Annotated in this window: 18 protein-coding genes; 13 read left to right on the forward strand and 5 right to left on the reverse strand. The window is 43.7% G+C overall.

Features of this window, described 5'->3' with window-relative positions; translation table 11 throughout:
• From lpxK to JKP82_RS07275, 4 genes are all read left to right on the forward strand, one after another.
• On the forward strand, positions 1 to 1,002 hold the full coding sequence (gene lpxK / locus JKP82_RS07260; RefSeq protein ID WP_218396439.1) for a tetraacyldisaccharide 4'-kinase: 1,002 nt from the start codon (positions 1 to 3) through the stop codon (positions 1,000 to 1,002).
• A gap of 16 nt (positions 1,003 to 1,018) precedes the next feature.
• A complete protein-coding gene (locus tag JKP82_RS07265) occupies positions 1,019 to 1,213 on the forward strand; it encodes a Trm112 family protein (protein ID WP_218396441.1) in 195 nt (64 codons plus the stop codon).
• Between the two features lie 7 nt (positions 1,214 to 1,220).
• Positions 1,221 to 1,970 carry a 3-deoxy-manno-octulosonate cytidylyltransferase gene (kdsB, locus tag JKP82_RS07270; protein ID WP_218396444.1) on the forward strand — a complete coding sequence of 250 codons (750 nt, stop codon included), beginning with the start codon at positions 1,221 to 1,223 and terminating at the stop codon, positions 1,968 to 1,970.
• A gap of 235 nt (positions 1,971 to 2,205) precedes the next feature.
• A complete protein-coding gene (locus tag JKP82_RS07275; protein ID WP_218396446.1) occupies positions 2,206 to 2,865 on the forward strand; it encodes an SDR family oxidoreductase in 660 nt (219 codons plus the stop codon).
• 158 nt (positions 2,866 to 3,023) lie between these two features.
• On the opposite strand, the gene rimO is transcribed toward JKP82_RS07275, so the two are convergent.
• Positions 3,024 to 4,454, reverse strand: coding sequence for a 30S ribosomal protein S12 methylthiotransferase RimO (rimO, locus tag JKP82_RS07280; protein WP_218396447.1), 1,431 nt, complete (start codon positions 4,452 to 4,454; stop codon positions 3,024 to 3,026).
• Between the two features lie 193 nt (positions 4,455 to 4,647).
• On the opposite strand from rimO, the gene JKP82_RS07285 reads away from it, so the two are divergent.
• Both JKP82_RS07285 and JKP82_RS07290 read left to right on the forward strand, forming a co-directional pair.
• Positions 4,648 to 6,282: an esterase/lipase family protein gene (locus tag JKP82_RS07285; protein WP_218396449.1), complete on the forward strand. Its 1,635-nt coding sequence runs from the start codon at positions 4,648 to 4,650 to the stop codon at positions 6,280 to 6,282.
• Positions 6,283 to 6,389: 107 nt separating this feature from the next.
• Entirely contained in the window at positions 6,390 to 6,863 is a 474-nt protein-coding gene (locus JKP82_RS07290; RefSeq protein WP_218396451.1) for a DUF2919 family protein, read from the forward strand.
• Between the two features lie 149 nt (positions 6,864 to 7,012).
• Here the strand turns inward: JKP82_RS07290 and JKP82_RS07295 are convergent, their stop codons facing one another.
• Both JKP82_RS07295 and tcdA read right to left on the reverse strand, forming a co-directional pair.
• Complete coding sequence (locus tag JKP82_RS07295) at positions 7,013 to 7,420, reverse strand: hypothetical protein (RefSeq protein WP_218396453.1); 408 nt, start codon at positions 7,418 to 7,420, stop codon at positions 7,013 to 7,015.
• Positions 7,421 to 7,521: 101 nt separating this feature from the next.
• Entirely contained in the window at positions 7,522 to 8,304 is a 783-nt protein-coding gene (gene tcdA, locus JKP82_RS07300) for a tRNA cyclic N6-threonylcarbamoyladenosine(37) synthase TcdA (protein ID WP_373996588.1), read from the reverse strand.
• A gap of 192 nt (positions 8,305 to 8,496) precedes the next feature.
• On the opposite strand from tcdA, the gene lhgD reads away from it, so the two are divergent.
• The 3 genes from lhgD to JKP82_RS07315 all read left to right on the forward strand — a co-directional run bounded on the left by lhgD (position 8,497) and on the right by JKP82_RS07315 (position 12,387).
• Complete coding sequence (gene lhgD / locus JKP82_RS07305) at positions 8,497 to 9,705, forward strand: L-2-hydroxyglutarate dehydrogenase (RefSeq protein ID WP_218396455.1); 1,209 nt, start codon at positions 8,497 to 8,499, stop codon at positions 9,703 to 9,705.
• A 117-nt stretch (positions 9,706 to 9,822) separates the two neighbouring features.
• Entirely contained in the window at positions 9,823 to 10,785 is a 963-nt protein-coding gene (locus tag JKP82_RS07310) for a glutathione S-transferase family protein (protein WP_159530099.1), read from the forward strand.
• Positions 10,786 to 10,926: 141 nt separating this feature from the next.
• Positions 10,927 to 12,387, forward strand: coding sequence for a phosphohexomutase domain-containing protein (locus JKP82_RS07315; RefSeq protein WP_218396457.1), 1,461 nt, complete (start codon positions 10,927 to 10,929; stop codon positions 12,385 to 12,387).
• A 192-nt stretch (positions 12,388 to 12,579) separates the two neighbouring features.
• Here JKP82_RS07315 and JKP82_RS07320 read toward each other — a convergent pair whose 3' ends face one another.
• Both JKP82_RS07320 and JKP82_RS07325 read right to left on the reverse strand, forming a co-directional pair.
• Positions 12,580 to 13,002 carry a DUF3429 domain-containing protein gene (locus tag JKP82_RS07320; RefSeq protein WP_159530103.1) on the reverse strand — a complete coding sequence of 141 codons (423 nt, stop codon included), beginning with the start codon at positions 13,000 to 13,002 and terminating at the stop codon, positions 12,580 to 12,582.
• Positions 13,003 to 13,127: 125 nt separating this feature from the next.
• Positions 13,128 to 14,405 carry a citrate synthase gene (locus JKP82_RS07325; RefSeq protein WP_057791619.1) on the reverse strand — a complete coding sequence of 426 codons (1,278 nt, stop codon included), beginning with the start codon at positions 14,403 to 14,405 and terminating at the stop codon, positions 13,128 to 13,130.
• A 701-nt stretch (positions 14,406 to 15,106) separates the two neighbouring features.
• Here JKP82_RS07325 and sdhC point away from each other — a divergent pair.
• The 4 genes from sdhC to JKP82_RS07345 are packed head-to-tail and all read left to right on the forward strand — an operon-like array spanning position 15,107 to position 18,321.
• On the forward strand, positions 15,107 to 15,481 hold the full coding sequence (gene sdhC / locus JKP82_RS07330) for a succinate dehydrogenase, cytochrome b556 subunit (RefSeq protein WP_013783979.1): 375 nt from the start codon (positions 15,107 to 15,109) through the stop codon (positions 15,479 to 15,481).
• The gene (gene sdhD, locus JKP82_RS07335) at positions 15,475 to 15,822 is read left to right on the forward strand and encodes a succinate dehydrogenase, hydrophobic membrane anchor protein (protein ID WP_126872334.1); all 348 of its coding nucleotides are present in this window, start codon (positions 15,475 to 15,477) and stop codon (positions 15,820 to 15,822) included. The genes sdhC and sdhD overlap by 7 nt, the downstream gene beginning before the upstream one ends.
• Position 15,823: 1 nt before the next feature.
• Positions 15,824 to 17,596 (forward strand): succinate dehydrogenase flavoprotein subunit, encoded by a 1,773-nt coding sequence (sdhA, locus tag JKP82_RS07340; RefSeq protein ID WP_159530105.1) that lies wholly within the window; start codon positions 15,824 to 15,826, stop codon positions 17,594 to 17,596.
• Positions 17,597 to 17,610: 14 nt separating this feature from the next.
• The gene (locus JKP82_RS07345; protein ID WP_057791623.1) at positions 17,611 to 18,321 is read left to right on the forward strand and encodes a succinate dehydrogenase iron-sulfur subunit; all 711 of its coding nucleotides are present in this window, start codon (positions 17,611 to 17,613) and stop codon (positions 18,319 to 18,321) included.
• Positions 18,322 to 18,423: the final 102 nt, after the last annotated feature.

Below are 18,423 nucleotides of genomic sequence, written 5' to 3' on the forward strand. Positions count from 1 at the left end.
ATGGTGAAGCGCTGGTACGCTGGTCACCCGCTAGTGTGGCTGTTATCGCCACTCGCGATACTTTTCTGGCTGATATCAGCTTTTCGTAGATTTTTGTTCTCTACAGGCCTGAAAAAAGTGTATCGCGGCCGTGCTAAGGTTATTGTAGTAGGCAATATTTCGGTTGGCGGTAACGGTAAAACCCCCGTAGTTCTTGCACTCGCGCAGTATTATCGCGAAAAAGGTATTCGAGTTGGTATTTTAAGTAGAGGGTATGGCGGTAAGTCTAGCTATTACCCTCGTCAAGTCACCGGTAATGATGATGCCAGTGAAGTAGGGGATGAACCTCGATTACTGACTATTCGCAGTCAAGTACCGGTGGTGATTGACCCCATACGTAGCCGAGGCGCAGATTATCTTTCAAATGATCTTAATTGCGACCTCATTATCTGTGATGATGGTCTTCAACATTATGCGTTAGCAAGAGATGTTGAAGTGGTGGTAATGGACGAACGGTTAACCGGCAGTGGCTTTTTAATACCTATGGGGCCGCTTAGGGAAGCTCACTGGCGGCTGGCAACCGTAGATGCCATCGTGCATAACCGTGCTGACAATAAGATACCAAACCTTAAAGCAGGCCAAACACCTCAGTACCTTATGCACCTAGAGGCTTCAGAAGTGTGCTCTGTAACAAAGCCCACTGAGCAGACTGAGCTTACTAGCTTATCCGGTAAGACTATTACTGCCATGGCGGGTATTGGTGCGCCTGAACGCTTTTTCTCGCAGTTAAAGAGTATGGGGCTAACGCTGTCAAGCACGTTACCTTTCCCTGACCATCACCAATTTACAGCAGATGAAATCCCATCAGGTACTGTGCTAATGACCGAAAAAGATGCGGTGAAGGTAAGTGATATCGCCCACAACGATTGTTGGTATTTGCCCGTTTCAGCAAATATCGATCAGAAGTTTTTCACACAAATAGATAACAAGCTGGTTAATGCCGGCTTAACAATGACGCCTTAGCAAGCAAGGAAATACAATGGTATTTGATAACAAATTATTAGAAGTACTGGCATGCCCAGTGTGCAAAGGGAAGTTGGTGCTTAATGATGAAAAAGATAAGCTAATCTGCCGCTTTGACCGTTTGGCTTACGACATTAAAGACGGTATTCCGGTGCTTATCGAAAGCAAAGCAACGGTAATGACACTCGATGAAGTAGACGCAACGCGATAGGTGTGTGATGGCATTTACAGTAGTTATTCCCGCACGATATGGCTCTAGCCGTTTTCCAGGTAAACCTCTGGCTGATATTAACGGTAAACCCATGATTCAGCATGTGGTGGAGCGAGCCACTGAGGCGGGGGCTGAGCGAATAATAGTCGCCACTGACGATATGCGTATTGCCGATGCCGCTAACCAATTTGCTCATGTTTGTATGACGGCCGTTACACACCAGTCAGGCACCGAACGTATTGCCGAGGTAATTGAGAAAGAAAATATAGCTGCCGATAGTATTGTGGTTAATGTACAAGGCGATGAACCTTTCATTCCTGCTGCAAACATTAAGCAAGTGGCGAGTAATTTATCGAATGCACCTCAATGTGTGATGGCTACCTTGTCTACGCCTATTTTAGAAAGCGACGATGTATTTAACCCTAATATGGTTAAAGTACTGGTAAATGCACATAAAGAGGCGATGTATTTTTCTCGTTCCGCTATCCCATTTGAACGTGATCGTATGATGGAAAACCGTCAAAGTGCTGATCCTAAATTGTATTTTAGACATATAGGCATTTATGCGTACCGTGCACAATACGTGCAGCAGTATGTTAGTTATCAGCCTAGTGCCCTTGAGCAAATTGAATCTCTCGAGCAGCTTAGGGCATTGTGGTATGGCGACAAAATCCATTGCGACGTAGCAGATGCTAAACCACCCGTTGGCATAGACACGCCTGAGGATCTTGCGCGTTTGCTGGCATCGTTAGGGTAAGCCGCGCTTTTTATTCGCTTTTTTAGCGGCTGAAAAAAACGAGTAATCATCAAAAAAAGCCAAAAGATATTCCGGTATTCAAATGCAAAAATGATTAGCCTGCTGAAAGGCTAATTAAGCGTTGCCAATAACTGGTTAACACTGGCATTCATTGTGAATACATGTCATCGACTTTTTCGGCATAGCATTTGTATTTATATTTGTAGCGTGCAGCATATAAATAGGGAGCGTTAAAATGAACGTAGTCATTACAGGGGGCAACCGCGGTATTGGTCTAGCCCTGGTTAAGCAATATAAAGCGAAAGGCGCGACGGTGTACGCCACCTGTCGCAATAGTTGTGATGAGCTTAATTCATCTGGCGTTAAAGTGATCACGGGTGTTGATGTATCGCAGCCAGATACGCTGGCTGATAGTTTAGCGGAGCTAGCAGACGTTAAGATTGATTTGCTTATTAATAACGCTGGCGTGTTAGGCAAAGAAACCTTAGATGACTGGGAACCTCACACCATAGATTATCAGTTTAGAGTGAATGCGATGGGGCCTCTGCTTGTCACACAAACTCTTCTTCCATCAATGGCCGACAACAGTAAGATAGCCATGATCACCAGCAGAATGGGCTCTATGACCGATAACACCTCTGGCGGTTACTACGGGTATAGAATGTCGAAAGCGGCGCTAAATGCTGCTGGTGTGTCATTAGCAAACGATCTCAAGCCACAAGGGATCGCGGTAGGTTTATTTCACCCAGGGTTTGTGCAAACTGAAATGGTGAATGGAAGTGGTGATATTGATGCAGGTACCTCTGCTGAAAGATTGGTCGCTCGCATCGACGAAATGACCCTTGATAGTGCAGGGCGTTTTATACATTCAAATGGTGATGAACTGCCTTGGTAAGTGCGCAGTAACTTCTGTCTGATTGCGCTTTCGGCATACAATTAACTAAAAAAAACCGGTAGCTCCTTAGGAACTACCGGTTTTTTGTTTATTATATTGTCATTATTTTGAACGACTTGTTGAAAACCTAGTGGCCATTTCTATGATTAATCTTGGCTTTAGTCTTCGTCTTGATCTTCAGACAGTACCGCCCACACATCGTGTTCGTTAGCATGAATGACTTCAGCCCACACCCGTTGACCAGGTTTCACGTCATATACGCCATTAAGGTGAACTAGCCCATCAACTTCAGGCGCATCGGCATAAGTTCGGCCTACAGCGCCTTCGCTGTCTACGCTGTCGATAACCACTTGGTATTCATTACCAATGCGCGCTTGTAAACGCTGTGCACTAATTTCACCCTGAACTTCCATGAAGCGTGCTAAACGTTCTTGTTTAACGTCTTCAGGCACAGGATCAGGTAAGTCGTTGGCGCGAGCACCTTCAACCGGTGAGTAAGCAAATGCACCTACGCGATCTAACTGTGCTTCACGAATAAAGTCGAGTAACTCTTCAAACTCTTCTTCGGTTTCACCCGGAAAACCTACGATAAAGGTTGAACGGATAACCAATGAAGGGCAGGCTTCACGCCATTTCTTAACGCGCTCTAGGGTGCGATCTGCACTACCAGGGCGTTTCATTAAACGTAAGATACGCTTATTGGCATGCTGAAACGGGATATCAAGGTAAGGTAGAATTTTACCTTCATTCATGAGTGGAATAAGGTCGTCGACATGTGGGTAGGGATAAACATAGTGAAGACGCACCCAAGTGCCCATTTCACCCAGTTTTTCACACAACTGTTGCATGTGAGTTTTAACGGGCATGCCATCCCAGAAGCCTGTTCTGTGCTTCACATCAACACCGTATGCACTGGTGTCTTGTGAAATAACCAATAGCTCTTTAACACCAGCGGCTTTGAGACGCTTTGCTTCGTCTAAAACACTGCCCACAGGGCGGCTTACAAGGTCGCCACGCATCGATGGAATGATGCAGAAAGTACACCTGTGGTTACAACCTTCTGAGATTTTTAAATACGCGTAATGACGAGGCGTAAGTTTAACACCGTGATCGGGCACTAAATGTTCAAACGGATTATGTTGAGGCTTAGGTAAATGTTCGTGAACTTGCTCAACTACCGACTCATAAGCGTGAGGGCCGGTAATAGCCAGTACATTAGGGTGTACTTCACGGATTTCATCTTCTTTAATGCCCAAACAGCCAGTTACAATGACTTTGCCGTTTTCTTTGAGCGCTTCACCAATGGTATCAAGTGACTCTTCTACCGCCGCATCAATAAAGCCGCAGGTATTAACAATAACCAAATCAGCATCGTTGTATGTAGGAACAACATCGTAGCCCTCGGTACGTAACTGCGTAAGAATGCGTTCGGAGTCTACCAAGTTTTTTGGGCAGCCTAAGCTGACAAACCCAATGCGGGCGCCGTTGCTTGCACCTGTACTACGATTTTCAGTCAGTGTTTTGACTGGTGTTTCTAAAGTAGTGGTTTTGTTTGCTGCTTTACTTGGATTAAAGGTTTCTACAGTCATCTAAAATATCACCCGGTAAACGACGCTACTTGTGCCTAAAATGGCCGCGGATTATACAGTAAGTATGGCGGGTTCGCAGCTCTTTGAGGTAAAACTTTTTCAACTAAGAACAATACTGCTTATTAGTGGAATACTGAACAAAAATTCATCATACTCTTTTGCTCTTCTCATTTAGGATTTACGGCAGGGCTTCATGGGCTGTTATAAGTGCACCAATGCGTTACCCATCTTATTTAGCTTGGTTATGCTTGGTTTAGCATCATGTTCTTCCGACTATTATAAACCTGAGCGACCATCACTTACCTTGCGCTTGTCTGATGCGCCAGAATACACCCTTGATTTTCTTGAGCACACCACCCGTGAACTTTATTGGGGTTGCGTGACCATATTGCCTCATTCGTCAGAAGACTTAATTAATAGCTTGTTGTGTACACAAGCGCTACTTGGGCGGGATGATGTTAGTGCTGACGAGCGCCAATTTGCACTAAAACGTCATCGAGATGCGCTAATGAGTTTGCTGACATTGCGGATGTCGGGAAAAGAAGATGAAGCCCATTTTCACACCCATTTAAATTTAGATCATCCCATAATTTTCGCTTCTAGAATGCTTCCTTCAGAAGATGCGCTGCAACCCAACATTCTAGGAGAATACGGCGTTGCCGTGGTAGTAAGAGAACAAGCAGCCACAGAAACTGAACAGACCTATTACCCTCAAGAAGGTACGTACAGCAGTTACACATTGATGTTTCAGGACATTAAGCTAGACGGTAACGAGGTGCACATAACGTTAGATGCTCAGAAAATTCATAGCCGAACCACGGTACGTGTGGGTAATAACGCCTATATGGCTCGGTACTCTCCAAGTGCCAGCTATTTAGCCTTACTCAATGATTCGATAGTCGGAGGGCTTCGCTGGAAAGGCTTTGTGGGTACTAAGCAAGCAAAAGCCCTTAGAGGAATTTACGTTATTGGGGAAATGTCTGACACCAAAATTCCCCTTATTATGATCCATGGACTTAATTCCGACCCTTTGATTTGGCGTTATTTGACTATGGCAGTAATGAATGACGAATGGTTGAACGAACGCTATCAAGTTTGGCATGTGCTTTACCCCTCAGGTCAGCCGCCACTGTATAGCGCCATGAAAATTCGAAGAGAGCTTGATGCGCTACTGGCCACTATTGATAACCCACTCATCACTCGCGAAGCGGTATTTATTGGGCACAGTTTAGGAGGGCTTATAACCAAGTTACTTACGGTATCGCCTGGCGACGCCTTTTGGAATACCACCTTTGCTGTACCTCCTGAGCAGCTTGAAGAGGCGATGTCCGAAGATATTCGGGACACCTTTTTCTTTGAACCTAGGTTTACAACGAACACCGTTTTTTACTTAGATACGCCCCATAAGGGGTCGGCGTTAGCGGCGTCGGCAATCGGGTATATTGGTTCATCGTTGGTACAAATACCCTATGAACTCAAAAGTATGTTTGTTGATTTACTCGATGAAAATGGGGTCGAGATTGTTCAGTCAGACATGCAAAGCTATTTAACCGACACTAAATTTAAAAGCCTCGACTCATTAAAGCCAGGTCACCCCTTGATGAACACCTTGTATCCTATGCCTATTCAAGGAAAAGCCTATTCCATTATTGGGTCGAAAAAAGAAACCGAATGTGAAAGAAGGGAAGTGTGTTTATTACTCACTGATGGCGTGGTGACCTACGAAAGTGCCGATATACCAGAGGCCTTAGAAAGACTCATTGTTGTGTCTAAGCACAATTCGTTTAAATCACCTGAAACCGTGTCGTTTATATTAAAACATTTATAAATATGCCAAATTGCCTGATATTTTCTTTTAGCGCTTTAAGTTTGCATTATTAGCCCAATAGTAACTGGGTTATTAATTATTCTTTGAAGCAAGGCTATTTGTTTTTCATGCTTAAACTGCCATTAAAATATTACGATGAATCTGGCCGAATTTTACCGCCAAAATGGCTGTACGTCATACTGGCGCTATTTAGTTTGGACTGGATTGCGTTTATTTTTTCGCTGGCCTCGCGCTCGCAAACTGAAGCGTTACTTAAGCTGTTTTATCCGCAAAGTGAAAGTTTAGGCTTGGCATTACTAAGCAGTGTACCGATAGTGTTAGGGCTTGTGCTTATATCGCAACGTGAAAGGCTATGGAAAAAGGGGATAACAGGGTGGTCTCGCGCATTGTTGCCACTTATTTTAGTGGGCGTGATAGCGTCGTTGAGTGTGCAGTTTTATCATATTGTGTCAGTACATTGGGGGTTTGAAATGATAACTGCCATTAAGGTGGTGGTGTCTATTATCAGCTTATATTGTATTAGTCGAAGTCGGCATTTGCGCTGGATGATACAAGATTGGAAAAAGCCTCATTACGAGTAAAACCCGAATAAATCAGAAAAAAGCATTTGTTTGAGGTGTTATTTTCTGGGGATTAAGAATTAATTTTAGGTGAAGAAACCCAAAAAAGCGACTGGCGTGTGAGGCAAAAAGGTATAAGCCTCACACGAAAAAAGTGCAAAAAAGACCGGTTACTGGCGGTGATTACTTACAGATTGATCAAAATAAGCTTTAACGCTGACCTGGCTGTCGTTTACTAGTCGCTCGTAGCAAATACCTGCAAAGGCATAAGAGTTCTCACCGACCACTAATAAAACGTAGGGTGCACTAGGGTTCGATTGGTCATAAAGCCATGTTCCACCCACAAAACGCTGGAACGTTTCTCCCAAATAGGCGCCAAAGATATTACATATGGTGAAAACTGCTTCATCTTCTAACGCGCTGTCATGATATTTGTCTAAAAAACTAAGTAAAATATCATCGACAAGCGAAACACTTTCAGCAGAGTAATCTAAGGTTAAATTGAACTCTTCTTGCGCTGCAGCAACCGCATCTTCAGCGCAGTCCTTCATTAATTGTTCGAGCTCTATAGGTGACATTTTATTATCCTTCTCTTTTAACCTTTACGCGATACTATGATGTTAGCTATCGTCATTTTTAAACCTGCTAATAACATTGTGCGGTAGTTATTCCCGTTTGTCTATTTATGACCCGTTAAGCGATTGATTACACTGGCTGATGCGAACATACCAAAGGTGGCTGTTACCGTTACAACCGCGCCAAAACCGCCTGCACAATCAAGTCGCGTTCCGCCTTCCATTGCCGATTTGTTATAACACACGCTGCCATCAGGTTGGGGATAACGCAACTGCTCGGTTGAATAGATGCATTCAACCCCGAAGCGGCGTTTAGGATTTTTACTGAAATTGTAATTGCGTCGCAGTTCACTGCGCAATTTGGCCGCAAGAGGATCTTGGGTGGTTTTCGATAAATCGCCCCGAGTTACTTGGGTAGGGTCAATTTGCCCACCGGCACCACCCACAGTCACAATGGGTATTTTAGCGCGCTTGCAGTGGGCTACCATGGCAGCTTTCGCCCTTATGCTGTCAGTTGCGTCGATAACGGCATGCATAGCTTGGGTTAACAGTTCTGCCGTGTTTTCTGGTGTGACGAAGTCTTCAATGCATACCACTTCGCAATTTGGGTTTATGCGTTTAATACGCTGTGCAATAGCATCGACCTTTGCTTCGCCTATAGTATCGGCCATAGCGTGAATTTGCCGGTTAGTGTTGGTTACACATATGTCATCTAAATCAATCAGGGTGATTTTACCGATACCAGAACGCGCAAGTGCTTCTGCACTCCAGCTACCAACGCCTCCAATCCCCACAACGCACACATGGCTCATTGAAAGTTTTTCTGCGGCTTCTTCGCCGTATAGGCGCACGATGCCGCCAAACCTTTGATTTTCCAATATACTCACTATGTATTCCAGTTCTTGCTAAGCCAATAGTCGCTTTGTCTAAACCGCGCTGTCAAAACTGCTCCGCCAACACCTGACGGGGGCAAAATAACACAGCAGTTGAAACAAAAATTAAAAGCTTTTACTTAAGGGGCGCATGATCGCAAAAAAGCGTAATATTGCAAGGGTTCTTCTTTAAACAGTAAGTAAGACATGTCAAAACGGTACGATATTGTCATTATAGGGGCTGGGATAGTGGGTGCTGCGGTACTTTATGAGTATCAAAAGCGCAATCCACAGCACAAGGTTCAGTTAATTGAAAAAGAGCCTGTTGCTGCTTTTCATCAAACCGGAAGAAATTCGGGTGTGATCCACGCTGGCGTGTATTACTCGCCTAGTTCCTTAAAGTCTACGTATTGTAGGCAAGGGTTACAAGATACCATTGCGTGGTGTAGAGACCATCATTTACCTTTTGAGCAATGCGGTAAGCTCATAGTGGCGACCAACAATGATGAAGTGCAAAAGCTTGATAACCTTTTCAAAAACTGCGAAATAAACGATTTAAGCCCTGAACGTATTACTCAATCTAGACTACACTCGATGGAGCCTAATATTACGGGTAAAGAAGCGGTATTGGTTAATTCTACAGGCATTACCGACTTTACGGCTATCACAAAATCCCTAATGGCAGTCGCAATCGAAAATTCAAACGTGACAGCACACTTCAATACACGGGTTCATGCCATCGACGAACATGACAACTGCGTATCGCTGTTAACCGAAGTGAATGGTGTAAAACGACGCACAGAAGCTGATAGGGTTATTTGCTGCGCGGGTGTGTATGCAGACGACTTAATTAGAAAGCAAGGAATAACCCCGGATTTCAAAATAGTGCCATTTAAGGGGGAGTATTATCGCTTATCTTCTAAGTACGATAACGTTAGCAAAAGATTAATATATCCTGTACCCAACCCCGATATGCCATTTTTGGGCGTTCACTTAACGAAAATGATAGGCGGTTATACGACGGTGGGGCCAAATGCGGTGTTAGCGCCTGGTCGAGAAGCCTATCACTCGCTTCCTTCCTACAGCGAAATTTTCAGAACCTTATCATACAAAGGGTTATGGCGACTGCTCTGGCAGTTTAAATCCAGTGTAATATCAGAAATCAAAAGTAGCGTAAGCAAATCTTATTACGCAAGTTTAGTGCAAAAATATTGCCCCTCGATTAATGAAGAGGATTTACACTACTATCGGCCAGGGATCAGGGCGCAAGCGGTGTCTAAAACGGGTAAAATGATGGGGGACTTTGAATTCTTATCAACTGATAGGGTATTACACGTTGGTAATGCACCTTCTCCTGCGGCTACTAGCGCCATGCCCATTGCCAGAGCCATCATCGATAAAATGGACACTACGTAGACTTGCTATACCCATTCGTTCTAAAAACTAGGAAGTTAAATCCAAAAATACCGACATTACGTTCAAAGCTATACATGTTTGAATAACACGTTTTAAAACGAATGCTTGGAGAAATAAATGGGATTGCTTGTAGATGGACTATGGCAAGACAAATGGTACGACACGCGTGAGAACGGCGGTAAGTTTGAGCGCCAAGAGTCGAAATTTAGAGGTGCGATAGGCAGTGAGGCAGGAGCCCAACACCCACCAGAGTCTGGTCGATACCATCTTTATGTCGCTTATGCCTGTCCGTGGGCCCATCGTGCGCTAATTTTAAGGCAGCTAAAGGGGCTCACTGAACATATTGATGTTTCAGTGGTAAACCCTGATATGCTAGGTGACGGGTGGCGTTTTACTGAATACCCAGGTAGCACCGGTGATAAGCTATATCATTATGATTATCTGCATCAGCTATACACCAAAGCAAAACATGATGTTACCACGCGGGTAACGGTTCCTGTTTTATGGGATAAACAAACCCAATCCATAGTGAATAATGAATCTGCAGATATTATTCGTATTTTCAACAGTGACTTCAATACGCTTACGGGTGATACACAAGATTTTTATCCCTCGCCACTACGCGAAGAAATAGACGATATTAATAAGTTGGTGTATCACGCTGTTAATAACGGCGTGTACAAGGCGGGTTTTGCTACCACGCAAAGTGCCTATGAAGACGCCGTTAATACTTTATTTGAAGCGTTAGATACGTTAGAAACACGATTGTCTACGCAGCGTTATTTAGTGGGCCATCAAATTACCGAAGCGGATTGGCGCTTGTTCACCACCTTAATTCGTTTTGATGCGGTGTATCATGGGCACTTCAAATGCAATATTCGTCAAATAGCGGATTACCCGAACTTGTATGCTTACATGAAAGAGTTGTATCAATATCCGGGTGTGGCGGATACGGTGAATTTTGATCATATCAAACGTCATTATTATTACAGTCACACCATGGTAAACCCTACTCAAGTTATTCCTGTAGGCCCAAAACAAGATTTGATGGCTCCCCACAACAGAGAAGAAATAAAGTGAGCTTAATTGCTTAGTAATTTCAAAAGCGCATTGCGCGAAGGTGAGGGGTTTTATACCATCTACTTTATAATGATATTCGTTACTTTTCTTGTAACATTAGTGACCAATGATAGCTTTAACAGGGAACAGAGACTCTAATACATGACTAAACCAATTACATGCTTTAAAGCATATGACATACGCGGTGAGCTTAACAGCCAACTTGATGAAGCAACGGCTTACCGCATTGGTTATGCCTTTGCTGAAGAGTTAAAAGCGAAAACGGTAGTGGTAGGCAGTGATGTTCGTTTAACATCTACCCCTTTAAAACTTGCCTTGAGCGCAGGGCTAATTGATGCTGGTGCAAACGTTACCGATATTGGTATGGCAGGAACGGAAGAGATATATTTCGCGACTAAACACTTAGGTGTTGATGGCGGAATAGAAGTGACCGCTAGTCACAACCCCATTAACTACAATGGCATGAAGTTGGTTAAAGCTGATTCTGTACCCATTAGTGGCGACACTGGCTTAAATGCAATTAAAGAGCGTGCTGAACAGCTAAGCGATGAAGCCGTTTCACAGCGCCTTGCCTACTATACCCAAGGCGAGGCGATTGACGCTGATGCTTTCTATAATGGTCATGCACACATTAAGGTTTCACATTTAACTGATACAGGAAGCTATGTAGAAGACAGCTGTATGTCAGCCTACGTAGACCACATGTTGTCTTACGTGAATCTTGATTCGTTCACACCACTTAAAATAGTTGTTAATGCAGGCAATGGAGCAGCAGGTTCAGCGCTAGATGCTATTGAAGCTGAGTTAGCGAGCAGACAAGTTCCAATTAGCTTCGTTAAAGTGCACCACGAAGCAGATGGCACGTTTCCTCATGGTATTCCCAATCCGTTGTTACCTGAGAACAGAGCTGATACCGCCGATGCTGTTATTAAACATAACGCGGACTTTGGTGTAGCGTGGGATGGCGACTTCGATCGTTGTTTCTTGTTCGATGCCGACGGCAACTTCATTGAAGGCTATTATATTGTTGGCTTGCTTGCAGCAGCGTTCATTGAGAAGAACCAAGACAGTAAAATTATTTATGACCCACGGGTATTTTGGAATACCGAAGATATAGTAGCGAATGCTGGCGGTACACCCATTAAGTCGAAAACAGGTCATGCGTTTATTAAAGAGCGTATGCGTAAAGAAGACGCGGTGTATGGCGGTGAAATGAGTGCGCACCATTATTTCAGAGATTTTGCTTACTGCGATTCTGGCATGATCCCTTGGTTGTTAATTGCCGAACTTGTGTGTGTTAAAAAACAATCGTTGTCGAGCATGGTTAAAGCGCGTATTGAAGCGTTTCCATCGTCAGGAGAGATTAACAGCAAGCTTAAAGACGCGGATGCCGCGCTTGAGCGCGCGACGTCTAAATATAAACCGCATGCATCGGTTATCGATACTACCGACGGCCTCGGGTTGGAATTCGACACATGGCGCTTTAATTTGCGTAAGTCGAACACCGAACCGGTGATTCGCTTAAATGTAGAAAGCCGAGGCGATATAGCGTTGATGGAAGAGAAAACTGCTGAGTTGCTTTCGGTTATACGTGACGAATAATATCTCTGTTTGCTTTTAAGTTGTTGAACACACCGAGCAAGCACTGAAATAAAAAAGCCCGGAACATAAAAAAGCGCAGTCATGTTAATAATGACTGCGCTTTTTTTTGTGTTACCGGCAAGTGCCGTTTTAGTAATTGGCGTCCACTAGTGATATTACCCAACAATAAGTGCTTTATATCTACTGTGAAAATTAGGTAATAAGGTAAATCATCCAAGCATGGCTGATCACCACAACAGAGGTGAGAGCTATACGCAAACTGATGTAGCTCACTATTTGGCCTTTAGGCAAACTTAAGGTGAATTTATCGTAAACTAATATTGCGACGTAGCTAAGCGAAAGTACCCCTAGGGTTTTCGGGTCGTGGCTAAATACCAAACAAAGCCAACCGATGATACTGGGTAACATCGCGGCATACATTTGATTACCATAACGCTGGTTGCTGATGGAATCCCACCAATGAATACCACCAAAAAATGACAGTAAAACCGCAGAATACTGCATAAAATAAACAGCGCTTTGGGTTAATGACAAAAGATTAAGAGAGTAGGCTATTGGCATAGCTAAAAAAGGGATGAGCCCAGCCACGCCAAGCAACACAATAGAGTAGGGCATATAACACAATCCTTCTGACGTCATTTCAATAAAATAAATGTACAAAGAGTTATTTTATTAAAACGAGGCTAAAAAAATAGCGCCGTAAGGCGCTATTTTATGAACAAAAACTTACTTGTTCATGCTTATTTTAATGGCGTGTATTTACGCTGGTTGTGACCAGTGTAAAGCTGACGAGGACGACCAATTTTTTGTTTTGGATCGCTCATCATTTCATGCCAGTGTGAAATCCAACCTACTGTACGAGACAGGGCGAAGATACATGTAAACATGTTGGTAGGAATACCAATAGCTTTAAGTACGATACCTGAGTAGAAATCTACGTTAGGGAACAACTTCTTCTCTGCGAAGTACGGGTCGCTTAATGCAATTTTTTCAAGTTCCATTGCTACTTCAAGTAGTGGATCTTTAACATTAAGTTCGCTAAGTACTTCGTGACAGCTTTCACGCATTACTGTTGCGCGAGGATCGTGGTTTTTGTAAACACGGTGACCAAAGCCCATAAGACGGAACGGGTCAGCCTTATCTTTAGCACGTGCAATAAACTCAGGAATGCGATCAACAGTTCCAATTTCCTCAAGCATATTTAGGCATGCTTCGTTCGCACCACCGTGGGCAGGGCCCCAAAGTGAAGCAACACCAGCCGCAATACATGCGTAAGGGTTGGCACCAGATGAACCAGCTAGACGAACCGTAGAGGTAGATGCGTTTTGCTCGTGGTCAGCATGAAGCGTAAAGATACGATCCATTGCACGTTCTACCGCAGGGCTAATCTCAAATTCTTCAGCAGGAACTGAGAACATCATGTTCAAGAAGTTAGCTGCATAGCTCAAATCGTTACGTGGATAAACGAACGGTTGACCAATGTTGTATTTGTAACACATGGCTACTAAGGTAGGCATTTTCGCGATTAAGCGATGTGCACTACGTTTACGCTCTTCATCGTTAGAAACGTCTAAGTCGCTGTGATAGAAAGATGACATACCACCAACAGTTCCGCATAACATTGCCATAGGGTGGGCATCGTTACGGAAGCCATGGAAGAACATGTTAATTTGCTCATGTACCATGGTGTGGCGTGTAATTGTCGATTTGAATTCTTCATATTCTTCTTTAGACGGCGCATCACCGTGTAGAAGCATATGACAAACTTCAAGGTAGTCTGCATCGCGCGCTAGTTCTTCAATGGGGAAACCACGGTGTAGTAACACACCAGCAGCACCGTCAATGTAAGTAATAGCTGACTCGCAAGATCCTGTCGCCATAAAACCAGGGTCGTAGGTGAAGTAACCGTGTTGACCAAGTGAACGAACGTCGATTACGTCTTGTCCTTCGGTGCCAGACAAGATAGGAAGCTCGATTTCCTTACCGCCGGCTTTAAGAATGGCTTTCTGATCTGCCATAAAATGCTCTCCTCAGAATGGTTCTGTTTGCAGCGAAAACGGGCGAAAATGCTCGTTTCGTTGGGGAAAAGTGGCGTATTTGTACTTTATTATGTACCAATAAGTCAATTTAATTGCATTTATGCACAATAAATATTCCGAATTACTGAGATTTATAATGCTCAGCCGGAATCTCTATCGTTAACATGTTGGTAATCGCACTAAACCCGTTTCGGGGTAATTATCAATGTCTTTTGGCAAAAGGTAAACCACCGTTTACCAAATTTATTAACAGCTTAGCCGAAAAATTAACCTTTTGTCGATTGAGAATTGGTCGTTTTCATTAAAAGACCTTAATTTTGCTAGTGAAAATAGTGTTATTCTAGTTTAGTGCTGATACACTTTAGTGCCTTGTTTATTAAGCATTCCATGCTTGTTGTTAGTATTTGTGACTACTTTTCTTTGTGTTTATCAGGAAGATTTGTCAAAAAAGACTAAAGTCTTACTACAGCACAAAAAATTGTAATTATATACTGTGCTGGATATACTCAGCGGTGCATTAAAACAGAATAATTATTCTGTTAAATGTATTAAAGAATAATTCACAAATTGTTAACAACTCATTGGATGAGGTAATTAACAGGTAATAAACGAATTAACTCGCACAGGACATAATAACGGTGAGTAATTCATTATCCCTACGGATTAAACAGGCATACATTGTGAAAAAGCAAAGACCAGTAAATTTAGAACTCAATACTATTAAATTTCCGCCTGCCGCTATTTCGTCAATTCTCCACCGTGTTACCGGTGTCGCAATGTTCTTCGCATTACTCTTTGTTATTTGGGCATGGGCAGTATCTGTTTCCTCGCCTGAAGGGTTTGCGAACGTACAAGCGATGATGGACGGTATCATTGGAAAAGTGATCGCAATAGGCACTTTATCAGCGCTGACTTACCACATTTTAGGCGGCCTAAGACATGTAGTTATGGATTTAGGTCACTGGGAAGAGTTGGAGTCAGGAAACCTCAGCGCCAAAATAGCTATCGCTCTTTGGATTGTGCTGACAGTAGTATTGGGAGTAGCACTATGCTAGGCAACCAAGCAAGCTTAAAGCGTAATGGTATTCAAGATTACGTTTCACTACGTACTACCGCTGCAATTATTTTTGCTTATACGGTATTCATGGCGTGGTTTTTTATATCCACTGATAATATTACTTTCATTGAGTGGCGCGGATTATTTTCTGGGCTAGCGATGAAAGTGTTCACATTGGCAGCACTTATCGCCATCATGATCCACGTTCGTATTGGCCTTTGGCAAGTACTTACCGATTATGTGAAGGCGTCTGGTTTGCGTGCAATCATTCAGTATGTTCTAAACATCATTGCTTTTGGTTACGTCGCTGTTGGTCTGTTTGTATTGTGGGGAGTGTAAGATGAGTTTACCCGTTCACGAGTTTGACGCAGTAGTTATTGGCGCTGGCGGCGCTGGTATGCGTGCAGCACTACAGATTTCAGAATCTGGAAAGTCATGTGCACTACTGTCTAAAGTATTTCCTACCCGTTCACATACGGTATCAGCGCAAGGTGGTATTACTGTTGCGCTAGGTAATTCCCATGAAGATAACTGGGAATGGCACATGTACGACACCGTAAAAGGGTCGGACTACATTGGTGACCAAGACGCTATTGAATACATGTGTAAAACCGGCCCAGAAGCCATCATTGAGATGGAGAACATGGGTTTGCCTTTCTCACGTTTTGAGAATGGTAAGGTTTACCAACGTCCTTTCGGTGGTCAATCAAGAAATTTTGGTGGCGAGCAAGCAGCTCGAACCGCAGCCGCCGCTGACCGTACTGGTCACGCTTTGCTGCATTTGCTTTATCAGCAAAACGTAAAGAATAAAACAAAGGTCTTTTCTGAGTGGTATGCACTCGACCTAGTTAAAAACCAAGACGGTGATGTTGTTGGTTGTACTGCTATTGATATCGAGACAGGCGAAGTAGTTTACTTCAAGTCTAAAGCAGTCGTATTAGCAACGGGTGGAGCAGGGCGTATTTTCGCTTCTACCACTAACGCACATATCAATACCGGTGACGGTGTTGGTATGGCAATTCGTGCTGGTGTCGCACTACAAGATATGGAAATGTGGCAGTTCCACCCTACGGGTATTGCCGGTGCTGGTACGCTAGTAACGGAAGGTTGCCGTGGTGAAGGTGGTTACCTGCTTAATAAAGACGGTGAACGCTTCATGGAACGTTATGCGCCTAACGCAAAAGACCTTGCTGGTCGTGACGTTGTTGCACGTTCAATGATGACTGAAATTCGTGAAGGTCGCGGATTTGACGGCCCTTGGGGTCCTCACTGTAAACTTAAACTTGATCACCTTGGTAAAGACGTACTTGAGTCACGTCTGCCAGGTATCCTTGAGCTTTCTCGTACGTTCGCTCATGTTGATCCAGTGAAAGAACCGATTCCTGTAATACCGACGTGTCATTATATGATGGGTGGTATTCCCACTACCGTAGACGGTCAATGTCTAACTGTTGATGCAGACGGTAACGATAAAGTAGTAAACGGTTTATTCGCTTGTGGTGAAATTGCATGTGTATCTGTACACGGTGCTAACCGCCTTGGCGGTAACTCACTACTTGACCTTGTAGTATTCGGTCGTGCGACTGGTCTACACTTAGGTAAAACCCTTTCTGATGTATCGCCATTCCGCGAAGCATCAGAGTCTGACCTTGAACTGGCTATGTCTCGCTTCAATCGCTGGGAAAACTCAGAGAAAGGTAAGGGCGAAGATCCGGTTCAAATCAAAAAAGATATGCAAGAATGCATGCAGCTTAACTTCTCAGTATTCCGTGAAGGTGAAGCCATGGCAGACGGCCTTAAGCAACTTGGTGAAATTCGTGAACGTCTTCAGAATGCTCGCCTTGATGATAAGAGTGCCGATTTCAATACTCAGCGTATTGAATGTCTTGAGCTTGATAACCTTATGGAAACCGCGTACAGCACAGCAGTAGCAGCGAACTTCAGAACGGAAAGCCGTGGCGCGCATAGCCGCTTCGATTTCCCGGACCGTGACGATGAGAACTGGTTATGCCACAGCGTTTACGATCCGAATACTGAAAAAATGCTTAAACGTGATGTCAATATGGCGCCTAAGCTTCGGGAAGCTTTCCCGCCTAAAGTGCGTTCATATTAAGAGAGGCAACGATCATGCAATTACAATTTTCGATATATCGTTACAACCCTGATGTTGATAACAAGCCACGCATGCAAGACTACACTCTAGAAGTAGAGGAAGGTCGTGACATGATGGTGTTGGATGCACTTATTGCTCTTAAAGAGCAGGATCCAACGTTATCATTCCGCCGCTCGTGCCGTGAAGGTGTGTGTGGTTCAGACGGTGTGAATATGAATGGTAAGAATGGTCTTGCCTGTATTACGCCATTGTCTGCATTAGGTAAAGGTAAAGTTGTTGTTCGTCCACTTCCAGGTCTGCCAGTAGTACGCGACCTTGTGGTGGATATGACACAGTTTTACACCCAATATGAAAAGATTAAGCCATTCTTAATCAACGATGATAAACAGCCTCCTGCAAGAGAACACCTTCAGTCTCCTGAAGAACGTGCTAAGCTTGATGGACTGTATGAATGTATTCTATGTGCATGTTGTTCTACGTCGTGCCCATCGTTCTGGTGGAACCCTGATAAATTTATCGGGCCTGCTGGTTTGCTTCACGCTTATCGTTTCCTTATTGATAGCCGTGATACTGCAACCGATGAACGTTTGAACGACCTAGATGACGCATTTAGCGTATTCCGCTGTCACGGTATTATGAACTGTGTAAGTGTATGTCCGAAAGGATTAAACCCGACAAAGGCAATTGGACACATTAAGTCTATGCTTTTACAACGGGCTGTTTAAGTACTATATTCTGTCTACTTCTGAGTAACAGAAAGCAATGCTCTAAATAGCCATCCGGATGTGATGGCTATTTTTTTTTGTATTCATCGGTATAACGCTTGG

This window comes from Alteromonas lipotrueae (assembly GCF_019249215.1).
In the GTDB taxonomy this organism is placed as follows: domain Bacteria; phylum Pseudomonadota; class Gammaproteobacteria; order Enterobacterales; family Alteromonadaceae; genus Alteromonas; species Alteromonas lipotrueae.